This is a genomic window from Leifsonia sp. PS1209, assembly GCF_012317045.1.
GTDB lineage: Bacteria > Actinomycetota > Actinomycetes > Actinomycetales > Microbacteriaceae > Leifsonia.
In genome coordinates, this window is record NZ_CP051154.1 from 2897940 (window position 1) to 2910840 (window position 12901).

11 protein-coding genes are annotated in these 12901 nt (G+C 69.9%); 5 read left to right on the forward strand and 6 right to left on the reverse strand.

The features are described 5' to 3' along the window. Positions 1 to 126 precede the first annotated feature (126 nt). Positions 127 to 861, forward strand: a complete 735-nt coding sequence (gene lepB, locus HF024_RS13775; RefSeq protein ID WP_085371440.1) for a signal peptidase I — start codon at positions 127 to 129, stop codon at positions 859 to 861. A 42-nt stretch (positions 862 to 903) separates the two neighbouring features. Here the strand turns inward: lepB and HF024_RS13780 are convergent, their stop codons facing one another. Next, on the reverse strand, positions 904 to 1293 hold the full coding sequence (locus HF024_RS13780) for a hypothetical protein (RefSeq protein WP_168689920.1): 390 nt from the start codon (positions 1291 to 1293) through the stop codon (positions 904 to 906). 23 nt (positions 1294 to 1316) lie between these two features. Next, positions 1317 to 2258 carry a siderophore-interacting protein gene (locus tag HF024_RS13785; RefSeq protein WP_168689921.1) on the reverse strand — a complete coding sequence of 314 codons (942 nt, stop codon included), beginning with the start codon at positions 2256 to 2258 and terminating at the stop codon, positions 1317 to 1319. A 96-nt stretch (positions 2259 to 2354) separates the two neighbouring features. On the opposite strand from HF024_RS13785, the gene HF024_RS13790 reads away from it, so the two are divergent. The 4 genes from HF024_RS13790 (at position 2355) to araA (ending at position 7449) form a co-directional block, all read left to right on the forward strand. Then, the gene (locus tag HF024_RS13790; protein ID WP_168689922.1) at positions 2355 to 3392 is read left to right on the forward strand and encodes a LacI family DNA-binding transcriptional regulator; all 1038 of its coding nucleotides are present in this window, start codon (positions 2355 to 2357) and stop codon (positions 3390 to 3392) included. Positions 3393 to 3545: 153 nt separating this feature from the next. Then, positions 3546 to 5222, forward strand: a complete 1677-nt coding sequence (locus HF024_RS13795) for an FGGY-family carbohydrate kinase (protein WP_168689923.1) — start codon at positions 3546 to 3548, stop codon at positions 5220 to 5222. Continuing rightward, positions 5219 to 5932 carry an L-ribulose-5-phosphate 4-epimerase gene (locus tag HF024_RS13800; protein ID WP_168689924.1) on the forward strand — a complete coding sequence of 238 codons (714 nt, stop codon included), beginning with the start codon at positions 5219 to 5221 and terminating at the stop codon, positions 5930 to 5932. The genes HF024_RS13795 and HF024_RS13800 overlap by 4 nt, the downstream gene beginning before the upstream one ends. Next, positions 5932 to 7449 carry an L-arabinose isomerase gene (araA, locus tag HF024_RS13805; protein WP_168689925.1) on the forward strand — a complete coding sequence of 506 codons (1518 nt, stop codon included), beginning with the start codon at positions 5932 to 5934 and terminating at the stop codon, positions 7447 to 7449. Before HF024_RS13800 ends, araA begins: the two co-directional genes overlap by 1 nt. Positions 7450 to 7541: 92 nt before the next feature. Here the strand turns inward: araA and HF024_RS13810 are convergent, their stop codons facing one another. From HF024_RS13810 to HF024_RS13825, 4 genes are all read right to left on the reverse strand, one after another. Further along, entirely contained in the window at positions 7542 to 9386 is a 1845-nt protein-coding gene (locus HF024_RS13810; protein WP_168689926.1) for a beta-galactosidase, read from the reverse strand. A gap of 120 nt (positions 9387 to 9506) precedes the next feature. Further along, the gene (locus tag HF024_RS13815) at positions 9507 to 10853 is read right to left on the reverse strand and encodes a sugar ABC transporter substrate-binding protein (RefSeq protein WP_168689927.1); all 1347 of its coding nucleotides are present in this window, start codon (positions 10851 to 10853) and stop codon (positions 9507 to 9509) included. A 98-nt stretch (positions 10854 to 10951) separates the two neighbouring features. Then, the gene (locus HF024_RS13820) at positions 10952 to 11761 is read right to left on the reverse strand and encodes a carbohydrate ABC transporter permease (protein ID WP_247597446.1); all 810 of its coding nucleotides are present in this window, start codon (positions 11759 to 11761) and stop codon (positions 10952 to 10954) included. Between the two features lie 125 nt (positions 11762 to 11886). Continuing rightward, positions 11887 to 12804 (reverse strand): sugar ABC transporter permease, encoded by a 918-nt coding sequence (locus HF024_RS13825; protein ID WP_085371388.1) that lies wholly within the window; start codon positions 12802 to 12804, stop codon positions 11887 to 11889. Positions 12805 to 12901: the final 97 nt, after the last annotated feature.

The following is a 12901-nucleotide window of genomic DNA, read 5'->3' on the forward strand; positions in this document are numbered from 1 at the left end:
GCCGGTGGGACCGGCGCTCCCGTGACTGAATGCTCTCACCGGCGGACACCCAGCACAAGGGTCCCAAAGCGGGGTACCGGGGAGTCGGATGCAGCTCACAGGGTCGGCACGCTACGGTGAAAGATTGTGACCGAAAGCACCACAGCCACCCCGCGCCGAGGCGCTAAGAAGTCGACCTGGAAATCGCTCCTGCGCGATGTCGTGGTCATCTTCCTGGTGGCCGTGCTGGTGTCGTTCCTGGTCAAGACGTTCGTGGTCCGCTCGTTCTACATCCCGTCGGGTTCGATGGAGAACACGCTGCAGATCAACGACAGGATCATCGTCAACGAGTTCCAGCCGAAACTGTTCGGCCTGCAGCGCGGCGATGTCGTGGTGTTCAAGGATCCGGGCGGCTGGCTGCCCGCCCCGGCCCCCAGCACCGCCAACCCCCTGCAGAAGGGAGTCGGCGCCGTCCTCGACTTCGTCGGCCTCGGCGCCTCCGACAGCGACCAGCACCTGGTCAAGCGCGTCATCGGCCTGCCGGGCGACCACATCACTTGCTGCAACGCCCTCGGCCAGCTGAGCGTCAACGGCGTCCCGCTGAAAGAGCCGTACGTGCTCCTCCCGGTCGGCGTCCAGGCCGTCTCCGCCAAGGCCTTCGACGTGACGGTCCCCGCCGGGAAGCTCTGGGTGATGGGCGACAACCGCTACGCCTCCGCAGACTCCCGCTACCACATGGACGACCCGGGCAAGGGCTTCGTCCCCCTCGACGACGTGGTCGGCCGCGCCTTCGTGGTCAGCTGGCCGGTCAGCCACTGGTCGTGGCTCAGCAACTACCCGGAGACGTTCGCGGGCACCGACAAGCAGAGCAGCGGGGGCTGAGGGCGGGCGGCGCCTGGGCGCCGTGTCTCCACTCCCGGGCTCTCAGGCCCGGAAGTCCCGCCTCACGTCCGCGGACTCCCACAGCTCTTCCTCAAGCAACTCCGCGAGCGCGTCTCCGTCGGCCTGCCATTCGGCGGCCTCTTCGGCGCTCGGCCAACCGCTCATCGCGTTCCGTTCCCAGGTGGCGCTCCACCCGGCAAGACGATCCGCCAGCCCGGGGCTGACACCCACCGCGTCCGGCTCCACCGGCCCGTACTCCGCGATCCAGAGCGGCCAGCGAACCAGGTGTTCCGGGAGCATCCGGATCACGGTCAGTTCGCCGTTCCGGAGTTTCGCCGCGCGCGCGATCGCCTGGTCCGCGGAGCGCGACGGAGGCACCAGAATCTCTTCCTGCGTGACAGGGTCGACAACCCGTCGGCTCGTATCCGTCATGCGTCGATCCTGGCGCACGGCGCCTACGACTCCGCTTTCCCCAGCCGCCAGTACCCCATGAACGCCACGCGGCTCCTGTCGATGCCGCTGCCGGTCACCAGCATCCTGCGCAGGGTCTTCACAGTGGACGACTCCCCCGCGATCCACGCGTAGAAGCCGCTCGGCGCCTGCTCCGGGCTCTCCCACAGGGTCTCGACGTCGATGTCGACGTCGTCGAGTCGCTGCTCGCGGGTGGCGGATGCGCCCGCGACCGTCTCCGGATGCGCGGCGAGCCAGTCCTGCACCGCCGGGATGAGGCGGCAGCCGTTGTCTCCGCCCGCGCGGTCGAGCCAGGTGACCGTGCATCCGGCCGGGTGGCTGAGCGCGAGGCTGTCGCGCGCATCCGGCACCTCGATGTATGCGTGGGCGCGGCGGCCGGCCGGGAGGGTTTCGAGGATCGCGGAGATCGCGGGGGCAGCGGTCTCGTCGCCGACCAGGAGCAGGTCGCTCGCGTCGCCGGGCCGCCAGTCGATGCCCGTGCCGCAGTGGATGCTGCGGGCGTCCGGTCCGACCACGATCACCTCGGCGCCCGGTGCCGCTTCTGCGAGCCAGCGGGCGGCCGGGCCGCCGTCGCCGTGGGAGACGAAGTCGACGTCGAGGAGGCGCGCATCCTGGTCGATCGCGCGGACCGTGTATGTGCGGAACGGGTTGCGGAGGTGGTCGGGGAGGGAACGCCAGCGGTCGTACCAGTCGCCGGCGAGCATCGCATCCTCGCTGTCGGCGCCGAGGTCGGAGAACGTGCCGTCCGGCAGGGGGAAGACGATCTTGATGCGCTGGTCGAGGCAGTCCGTGCCGAACGTGTCGAAGGCGTCGGACGCGAAGGTGACGCGGACGAAGCTCGGGCTGAGCTGCCGCACACCGACGACGGTCGCGCGGTACGGGCGGTAGCCGGGTCGGTCGGTCTTCTCGAGTGCGAGCAACGGCACAAGGCGCCTTCCTGATCGGGTGGTCGGGACTTAGGTAAGGCTACACTAACCACCTTCCGCGCCTCCAGGTCCGGGGTCGCCGCTGCAGGCCATACAGTGTTCACCGTGGAGAGCAACGGCCAGAGCAGAGCGCCCGGCGTGCGCGACGTCGCCAGGGTCGCCGGGGTGTCGCGCCAGACCGTCTCGCGCGTGATGAACGAGCACCCCAGCATCCGGGACGAGACCAGGATGCGGGTGCTCGCCGCGATGGAGGAGCTGCGGTTCCGCCCCAACCGCGCCGCCAGGATGCTCACCACGGCGCGCTCGATGACCATCGGCGTGCTCGCGTCCTCCGCCTCCACCCTGTTCGGACCGGCGAGCAGCATCGACGCCGTCGAGAAGGCCGCCCGCGACGCCGGATACTTCGTGACGGTCGCCCACGTCGCCGACACCACCGCGGAGGAGGTGGACGCCGCCCTCGAGCACCTGGCGGCGCAGGCGGTGGACGGGATCGTGGTCGTCGCCCCCGAACGCCCGGTGGTGGATGCGCTCCGCTCGGCGGCGCCCGGCGTCCCGTTCGTCACGCTGCACGGCTCGCAGGAGCCGGGAGAGGACGGCGTCGTGGTCGACCAGTTCGCCGGCGCGCGACTGGCGGTGCGGCACCTGCTCGACCTCGGGCACCGACGCATCGCCCACCTCGCCGGACCGGCCGAGTGGGAGGAAGCGGCCGCCCGCCAGCGCGGCTTCACCGCGGAGCTGGCGGTGGACGGTCTGGAGGGGATCGTGACGGAGCCGGGCGACTGGACCTCCGCATCCGGAGCACGCATCGGCGCCGCGCTGTTCGACGGGTCGGGCGGAGACGGCGTGACGGCGGTGTTCTCGTCGAACGACCAGATGGCGCTCGGGCTGCTGCACGTCCTGCGCGAGAGCGGACGCCGGGTGCCGGAGGACGTGAGCGTGATCGGCTTCGACGACATCCCGGAGGCCGCGTACTTCGCGCCGCCGCTCACCACGGTGCGGCAGGACTTCCGCGAGCTGGGCCGCCGCTGCGTCGCGCGCCTCCTCGGCGAGATCGCGGCGTCCGCCGCGCCCCCGCTCGCCGCCCCCATCGCCCCCACCCTCGTCCTCCGCGCCTCCACCGGCTCCCCCAGATGATCGAGTCCGCAGTTATGCACGCGACACGCCGCGGGGAGCGTGCATAAGTCCGGACTCGATGGGTTCGCGGGCGACCCCGGATTGACAGAGCGCGAGCGGGCGGGCGATACTGATGCAGCAATGTGACCGGTCACACTGGTGTGAGGGAGACGGATGACGGACCACGAGAACAGCCACGCGCCCGGAGCCGCGACCGGCCCAGCAACCGGTCCAGCAACCGGCCACGACGCCATCGCCGCCGCCCGCACGGCGCTCGGCATCGAGCTCGGCTCGACGCGCATCAAGGCGTGCCTGGTCGACGCCGACGACCCGTCCACCGTGCTCGCCGTCGGCTCGCACGAGTGGGAGAACGAGTTCGTCGACCGCGTCTGGACGTACTCCCTCGACGCCGTCCGCACCGGCCTGCAGGCCGCATACGCCGACCTCGTCGCCGACGCGGAGCGCCGCCACGGCATCCGCCCGCAGACCTTCGGCACCATCGGCGTCTCCGCCATGATGCACGGCTACCTCCCGCTCGACGAGCACGGCGAGGCCATCGCCCCGTTCCGCACCTGGCGCAACACCACCACCGGAGCGGCCGCCGCCGAGCTCACAGAACTGTTCGGCGTGAACATCCCGCTCCGCTGGTCCATCGCCCACCTGCACCAGGCCGTGCTCGACGCCGAGCAGCACCTTCCGCGGCTGCGCTCGCTGACCACGCTCGCCGGGTACGTGCACCGGCTGCTCACCGGGCGCTCGGTGCTCGGCGTCGGCGACGCATCCGGGATGTTCCCGATCGACTCGTCCACGAAGGGCTACGACGCCGAGCTGATCGCGCGCTACGACGCCCTCGCCGCCGACCGCCTCCCGACCGGGAGCGTCGCCGACCTGCTGCCCGAGGTGCTCGTCGCCGGTGAGCACGCGGGCGAGCTGACCGCGGAGGGCGCCGCCTACCTCGACCCGTCCGGCGAGCTGCGCCCCGGCGCCGTGTTCTGCCCGCCGGAGGGCGACGCGGGCACCGGGATGGTCGCCACGGACTCCGTCGCGCCGCGCACCGGCAACGTCAGCGCCGGCACCAGCATCTTCGCCATGGTCGTGCTCGAACGCCCGCTCGGCGGCCTGCACCACGAACTCGACCTGGTCACGACGCCCGCAGGCGATCAGGTGGCGATGGTGCACTGCAACAACGGGGCGAGCGAGCTCGCGGCGTGGGCCGGGCTGTTCGCGCGGTTCTCCGCCGCATCCGGGGCAGCCCTCGACACCGACGCCGTCTACGACACGCTGTTCCGCGAGGCGCTCGACGGCGACAGCGACGCCGGGGGCATCCTCGCGTACAACACGCTCGCCGGCGAGCCCATCGCCGGACTCACCGAGGGCCGGCCGCTCGTCGTCCGCACTCCGGAGAGCCGGTTCACCCTCGGCAACGTGGTCCGGGCCCAGCTGTACGGCGTCTTCGGCGTCCTCGCACTCGGGATGCGCGTGCTCGCCGACAAGGGCGTCGCGCTCGACAGGATGTTCGCCCACGGCGGCATGTTCCGCACGGCTGGCGTTGCGCAGCGCTTCCTCGCCGGGGCACTGGATGCGCCGGTCTCCGTCTCCGAGACGGCGTCCGAGGGCGGCGCGTGGGGCATCGCGGTGCTCGCCGCATTCACCGGTTCCGCGTCCGACTCCCCCGTCGACCTGGACACCTACCTGCGCACCGCCGTCTTCGGCACCTTCGCGTTCGAGACCACCACGCCCGACCCCGACGACGTCGCCGGCTTCGCCTCCTACCTCGACCGCTACCGTTCCGGCCTCGCCATCGAGCAGGCGGCCGTCGACGCGATGCCCCTGGAAGGACCTGCAGCATGACCGGATCCGCCGAGTACACCGAAACGCCCGCCGTCCGCGCCGTGCGCGAGCAGGTCTCCGCCCTGCACGCGGAGCTCACCCGCAACGGCCTCGTGGTCTGGACAGGGGGCAACATCTCGGGCCGCGTCCCCGGCACCGATCTGTTCGTCATCAAACCGAGCGGCGTCGACTACGACGACCTGGCGCCGGACAACATGATCCTCTGCACGCTCGACGGCGACGTCGTCCCCGGCTCAGCCGGATCCGACCGCTCCCCCTCCAGCGACACCGCGGCGCACGCGTACGTCTACCGCAACATGCCCGAGGTGGGCGGCGTCGTCCACACCCACTCCACGTACGCGACGGCGTGGGCGGCGCGCGCCGAGCCCATCCCGTGCGTCATCACGGCGATGGCGGACGAGTTCGGCGGCGACATCCCGGTCGGCCCGTTCGCGATCATCGGCGACGACTCGATCGGCCGCGGCATCGTCGCGACGCTCACCGGGCACCGCTCGCGCGCCGTGCTCATGCAGAACCACGGCGTCTTCACCATCGGCAGGGATGCCCGGGATGCAGTCAAGGCCGCCGTCATGACGGAGGACGTCGCCCGCACCGTGCACATCGCCAAGCAGGGCGGAGAGCTCGTGCCCATCGCCCAGGACGCCATCGACGCCCTGTACCACCGCTACCAGAACGTCTACGGACAGAACCCGGAAGGATCCCTCAGCTGATGCCGAAGCTCTCGACCACGCTCGACCACTACGAGGTCTGGTTCCTCACCGGAAGCCAGCACCTCTACGGCCCGGAGACGCTCGCGCAGGTCGCCGAGCAGTCCCGCGCGATCGCCGACCAGCTCGCCGCCTCCGGCGACGTCCCCGTGCGCATCGTCTGGAAGCCGGTGCTCACCGACGCGGACGCCATTCGCCGCATCGCCCTGGAGGCCAACGCCGACGACGCCGTCATCGGCCTCATCGCGTGGATGCACACGTTCAGCCCGGCGAAGATGTGGATCGCCGGTCTCGACGCGCTCCGCAAGCCGCTGCTGCACTTCCACACCCAGGCGAACGTCGAGCTTCCGTGGGGCGAGATCGACTTCGACTTCATGAACCTCAACCAGGCGGCGCACGGCGACCGCGAGTTCGGCTACATCCAGTCTCGGCTCGGCGTTCCGCGCACCACGGTCGTCGGCCACGTGTCGAACCCGGACGTCGCATCCCGGATCGGCACGTGGATGCGCGCCGCGGCGGGCTGGGCGGCCACCCGCTCGCTCAAGCTGGCGCGCTTCGGCGACAACATGCGGTTCGTCGCCGTCACCGAGGGCGACAAGACGGAGGCGGAGCTGCGGTTCGGCGTGCAGGTGAACACCTGGGGCGTCAACGAGCTGGCCGACGCCGTCGCGGCGGCCGCCGAGTCGGACATCGACGCGCTGGTCGCCGAGTACGAGGACCTCTACGACGTCGCGCCCGAGCTGCGCCGCGGCGGAGAGCGCCACTCCTCGCTCCGGGACGGCGCCGCGATCGAGCTCGGCCTGCGGTCGTTCCTCGAAGAGGGCGGCTTCGGCGCGTTCACCACGAGTTTCGAAGACCTCGGCGCGCTGAAGCAGCTGCCCGGTCTCGCCGTGCAGCGTCTGATGGCCGAGGGATACGGCTTCGGCGCGGAGGGCGACTGGAAGACCGCGATCCTCGTGCGCGCGGCGAACGTGATGGGAGCCGGCCTCCCCGGCGGCGCCTCCCTGATGGAGGACTACACCTACGACCTCACCCCCGGCGACGAGCGCATCCTCGGAGCGCACATGCTCGAGGTGAGCCCGGCGCTCAGCTCGACGAAGGCGACGCTCGAGGTGCATCCCCTCGGCATCGGCGGCAAGGACGACCCTGTACGCCTCGTGTTCACCGCCGACCCCGGCCCCGCCGTCGTCGTGGCGCTCTCGGACATGCGCGACCGGTTCCGCCTGGTGGCGAACGTGGTCGAGGTGGTCGAACCGACCGCTCCGCTCCCCCACCTGCCGGTGGGCAGGGCGGTCTGGAAGCCTGCCCCCGACTTCACGACCTCGGCCACGGCCTGGCTGGAGGCGGGCGCCGCGCACCACACAGTGATGTCGACCGCCGTCGGCCTGCAGGCGTTCGAGGACTTCGCCAGGATGGCGGAGACCGAGCTGCTGATCATCGACGAGCAGACCACGCTCCGCGGCTTCACCGAGTCGCTGCGCTGGAACGCGGCGTACTACCGTCTCGCTCGCGGCATCTAGCCGCCCACCGACCCCTGGCCGCCGGCCTGTCATCGGCGACGGCGGCCAGGTCCACCTCTGCGCGGGGCCGTCGGGCCCCGGCGGGCCGTCGGCTAGAGGTCGAGCGGGCCGAGCGACGGGTGCGCGACGAAACGGACCGCGGGGTCCGTGGCGATCTCGAGTTCGAGCGCGACGATGCTGTTCGTGCCTGCGCGGAGGATCGGCGCCGGGACGTAGAGCGTGTACTGCGGGCCGCGCGACCAGTACCGGCCGAGGCAGAACCCGTTGATCCACACGGCGCCCTTCCCCCAGCCGCTCGTGTCGAGATAGAGGTCGGCGGGCTCGTCCAGCTCGAACGTCCCCGACGCGAAAACCGGCCCGGACAGCACGTCGACGACCTCGCCGCGCACCGCGGCGAGCGCGCTCTCGATGCCAGCGACCGCCGCAGAAGAGGAGACGTCGATCGGGTCGACGGTCCATCCCGTCACCTCGCGCCCGTCGACGGCGACCGGACCGATCAGCCCCTTCGCTTCCCCGATGCGGGTGCCGTAGTCGACGCGCCCCTGGTTCTCGATCAAGATGTGCAGCTCTCCGCCGCCCGGGAGCACCAGCGCGCGCTCCTTGTTCTCCCGCGCGAGCCGTCCGATGGGGACGCCGTCGAGCGTCAGCCAGGCGCGGTCGCGCACCTCGCCGACGGTGAGCACCGAGCCGGGCTCCGCGTCGATGGATGCGCGGTAGGACGCGAACGGACCGTAGTGGCCGAGCGCATCCATCGTCGGAGGCTGCTCGGCGTCCACGGAGCCGGAGAAGACGGCGCGGACCGCGTCGAGCGGCAGCGCCGCGTCGAACGCGCTCGTCACGACGGGCGCAGCGCCGGAGGCGACGGGCACCTCGTCCGGAACCGGCGCGTGCCGGGCGATCGTCTCCCGGAACGCCCAGTACTTCGCCGTGGGGTTGCCCGCCTCGTCGAGCGGGGCGTCGTAGTCGTAGCTCGTGACGATCGGCGTGTAGTGGCCCTTGTGGTTGGCTCCGTTGGTGAAGCCGAAGTTCGTTCCGCCGTGCACGACGTAGAGGTTCACCGACGCGCCGGCCGCGAGCAGCGCATCCAGTTCGGCCGCCGAGTCCTCCGGCGCGGTGATGTGGTGGTATTCGCCCCACTGGTCGAACCAGCCGTTCCAGAACTCGGAGCACATCAGCGGTCCTGTCGGCTGGTGCTCGCGCAGGGTGGCCAGGCGCTCGACGGCACGCGAGCCGAACGACGCCGTGCGGTGCAGTTCCGGGAGGGAGCCGTTCTCGAGCATCGCGGGCTGCGGCTGGTCGACCGTGGTCAGCGGCACGACGATCCCGGATGCGCGGGTCACGTCGACGAGCGCCCTCAGGTAGTCCTTGTCGTCGCCGTATGCGCCGTACTCGTTCTCGATCTGGACGAGCACGACGGGGCCGCCCTCGTCGATCTGCCGCGGGGCGACGATCGCGTAGACCTCGCGCAGGTAGCTGCTGACGGCCGCGAGGTAGCGCGGCTCGCTGCGGCGGATGCCGACGCCGGGCTCCGCGGTCAGCCAGGCCGGCAGGCCGCCGTTGACCCACTCGGCGCAGATGTACGGGCCCGGTCGAACGATGGCGCGCATCCCTTCGGCGGCGACGGCGTCGAGGAACGCGCCGAGGTCGAGCCCGTCCTCGGCCGTCCAGGTGCCCTCGACGGGCTCGTGCAGGTTCCACGGCACGTAGGTCTCGATGGTGTTCAGCCCCATCAGCCTGGCCTTGTGGATGCGGTCGGCCCACAGCCCCGGGTGCACGCGGAAGTAGTGCAGCGCGCCGGAGATCACCTGGAACGGTTCGCCGTCGAGCAGGAAGTCGCGCTCGCCGATCTCGAACCGGGCAGGCCGCTCCGCCGTGGCGGTCCCTGTCTCCCGGGTGCCCGTGTCCCGGGTGTCGGTGTCTGCTGTGCCCGTAGCCATCGGTGCCGTCGTCTCCATCGTGTCGTCCGCGCCCGCTGGGACGCCGGTGTTCGTGCTTGTGCCGTGGCTGCGGCCGGCCGCGCTGGGCGACCGGCCGCATCCACTGTCGTGCTGTGCTGCTTACTTGCCGGTGACGGTGAAGCCCTGCTGGTTGCCGTAGTCGACCAGCGACTTCTGCCAGGCCTGCAGGCCCGCGTTCAGATCGCTGTTGTTCGAGTACGCCTGACCGACCGTGTCGCCGTAGATGCTGTTCGCGTAGACCTGGAACGGCAGGTACTGCCAGCCGGTCGAGACGTTCTTCGCACCGTCGACGAGCACCTCGTTGATCTTCTGGCCGCCGAAGTAGTCGGGCGCAGAGGCGAGGAAGTCGCTCGCTTCGAGGTCCTTCGTGGTCGACGGGAAGCCGCCGGACTGCAGGAAGACCTTGATCGACTCCGGGCTGTTGTTCAGCCACTTGAGGAAGCCGGCGGCGAGCGCCGGGTTCTTGCTCTGCTTGAGCACGACCTGGCCGCCGCCGCCGTTCTCGGCGTTGGCCGGGGTGCCGTCGTAGGTCGGGACCGGAGCGACGCGCCACTGGCCGGAGCCGTCCTTCACCGACGACTCGAGCACACCGGGCATCCAGGCGCCGGTGACGAGGGTGGCGATGGAGCCGTTGCCGAGCGCCTTGAACCAGTCGTCGCTCCAGCCGGGAACGGAGGAGAGCAGCTTGTTCTCGACGAGCTTGTTCCAGGTGCCCGTCCACTTCTTGGTGCCCTCGTCCTGGAGGTTGATCGACACCTTGGTGCCGTCGACCTGGAACGGACGCCCGCCGGCCTGCCAGATCATGCTGGTGGTGAAGCCGGAGTCACCCGAGTCACTGGTGATGTACTTGGTCGGGTCTGCCGCGTGCAGCTTGGTGGCGGCATCCACGTACTCGTCCCAGGTCTTCGGGACGGCGATGCCGTACTTGTCGAAGACCGTCTTGTTGTAGAACATGGCCATGGGCCCGGAATCCTGCGGCAGGCCGACGAGCTCGCCGCCGACGTTCACGGAGCCCCACGGGCCGGGCGTGTAGTCGCTCTTCAACTTGTCGAAACCGTACTGCTTGAGGTCGACGAGGGCCTTGCCGAGCGCGAACTGCGGGATGGCGTAGTACTCGACCTGGGCGACATCCGGGGCGCCGGAGCCCGCCTTGATGGCGTTCTGCAGCTTGGTGTACTCGGTGGTGTTCGTGCCGGCGTTGACCAGCTTGACCTTCACCTTCGGGTACTGCTTCTCGAACGCGGCGACCTGGGCCTCTGCCGACGGGGTCCACGACCAGTACGTGATCGTGCCGCCCTCCTTCAGTGCCGCCTCGATGTCGGAGGAGCTGCCTCCGGATGCTGCGGTGCCGCCGGAGCAGGCGGCGAGCGACGCGCCGATCACGGCGCTGACGGCGATGGCCGTCGCGACGCGTCGAAGCACCGACGAACGCGAGATGCGCTTCATGGTGTTCCTTTCACTTCATTCACTTCATCGGGATGAGGGTGTGTGCTGGGCAGGACGCCCGTGGGAGGGGTGGTGCGGGTGCAAGCAGCGGTCTCCCGTCACTGCTTGACGCTTCCGGCGCTCAACCCCGACTGCCAGAACCGCTGCAGGAAGAGGAAGGCGATGACGATGGGCACGATGGTGAGCAGCGAGCCCGTGATGACGAGGTTGTAGATCGGCTGCGCGCCGACGCCGATGGCCTGCGCGCTCCACTGGCCGAGGCCGACGGTGAGCGGGTACCACTGCGGGTCGCTCAGCATGATCAGCGGCAGGAAGTAGTTGTTCCAGGTGGCGACGATCGCGAACAGCAGCACCGTGACGATGCCGGGGGCGAGCAGCCGCAGCGAGATGGTGAAGAAGGTGCGGAACTCGCCCGCGCCGTCCATCCTGGCCGCTTCGAGCAGTTCGGTCGGGATGGCCTCCGACGCGTACGTCCAGACCAGGTAGAGGCCGAACGGGCTGACCAGCGACGGCAGGATGACCGCCCACGGCGTGTTCGTCAGGCCCACCTGGCTGAACATCAGGAAGGTCGGGACGGCGAGGGCGGTTCCCGGCACCGCGATGGCACCGAGGACGATGGCGAACACCGCGCGCTTGCCGGGGAAGTTGTACTTCGCGAGCCCGTATCCCGCGACGGTCGCCAGCAGGGTCGCGCCGCCGGCGCCCACCACCACGTAGAGCAGGGTGTTGCCGAACCACTGCAGGAAGATCCCGTTGCGGTAGGTGAGGGTGTCCGCGATGTTCTGGAACAGCGAGAACCCGTTGCCGAACCAGAGGCCGAACGAGGAGAACAGCTCCGGCTGGGTCTTGGTGGCGTTCACGATCAGCCAGACCAGCGGGACGATCGAGTAGATCGTGAAGATCACCATGACGATGGTGAGCACGATCGACCGGCGCTGCCGCGGGTTGCGGCGGGCGGCGCCCGACGATCCGGATGCACGGGATGCGCGCCGCGCCGGGGTGCGGCCCTCGCGCTCGGGGGCGATGGCGACCATCAGGCGTTCTCCTTCCTCGAGCCGCGCAACTGCACGACGTAGGCGATGACTGCGGTGAGCACGCCCATGACGATCGCGACGGTGGCCGCGTAGTTGAATTGCTGACCGGCGAACGAGAGGTTGTATGCGTACATGTTCGGGGTGAAGTAGCTGGAGATGGCGTTCGGCGCCAGCGGCTTCAGCAGGTTCGGCTCGTTGAAGAGCTGGAAGCTGCCGATGATCGAGAAGATCGTGGCGATCACGATGGCGCCGCGCACGGCCGGGATCTTGATACTGAACACCGTGCGGAACGCGCCGGCGCCGTCGATCTCGGCCGCCTCGTACAGCTCGCCCGGGATGACCTTGAGCGCCGCGTAGAAGATGAGCATGTTGTAGCCCATGAACTCCCAGGTGACGATGTTGCCGATGGAGCCGAGGATCCAGGAGCCGCTCAGCGGGGCGAAGCTGGTGCCGAGCAGGTCGTTGAGGCTCGCGGTGAGGCCGAACTGGTCGCCGTAGATGAAGCCCCAGATGAGGGCGGCGACGACGCCGGGCACCGCGTACGGCAGGAAGATCGCGATGCGGAAGAAGCCGGCGCCGTGGAGGCGGGCGCTGTCCAGGGCGAGTGCCGCCGTGAGGGAGAGCACCAGCATGATCGGCACCTGCACCACCAGGAACACGGTGACGCGACCGAGCGACTCCCAGAACTTCGCGTCGGTGAAGACGGCGATGTAGTTCTCCAGACCGACGAAGGCGTTGCCTCCGATCAGCTGCTGCCGGAACAGGCTGAGGTAGATCGCGTAGATCACGGGCGCGACGATCATGGCCGCGAACACGATCAGGAACGGGGCTACGAACGCCCAGCCGCGCCAGTCGCGACGGTGGCGTCGGCGCGGCGCGCTGAGGGCTGCGCTACGGGGTGCGGACGTCGTTGTCAATGTGGTCTTCCTTGTCGTCACGCCGATGTTTACGTCAACATCAGCGGGGCTACACTAGCATGTTGACGTCAACATGGCGCAAGTCCGAGTTCCGGAT

Coding starts and splice junctions, on each gene's coding strand:
- HF024_RS13780 (WP_168689920.1), bottom strand. CDS start 1,293: ATGACGGATACGAGCCGACGGGTTGTCGACCCTGTCACGCAGGAAGAG.
- HF024_RS13795 (WP_168689923.1), top strand. CDS start 3,546: ATGACGGACCACGAGAACAGCCACGCGCCCGGAGCCGCGACCGGCCCA.
- HF024_RS13800 (WP_168689924.1), top strand. CDS start 5,219: ATGACCGGATCCGCCGAGTACACCGAAACGCCCGCCGTCCGCGCCGTG.
- araA (WP_168689925.1), top strand. CDS start 5,932: ATGCCGAAGCTCTCGACCACGCTCGACCACTACGAGGTCTGGTTCCTC.
- HF024_RS13810 (WP_168689926.1), bottom strand. CDS start 9,386: ATGGCTACGGGCACAGCAGACACCGACACCCGGGACACGGGCACCCGG.
- HF024_RS13815 (WP_168689927.1), bottom strand. CDS start 10,853: ATGAAGCGCATCTCGCGTTCGTCGGTGCTTCGACGCGTCGCGACGGCC.
- HF024_RS13820 (WP_247597446.1), bottom strand. CDS start 11,761: ATGGTGATCTTCACGATCTACTCGATCGTCCCGCTGGTCTGGCTGATC.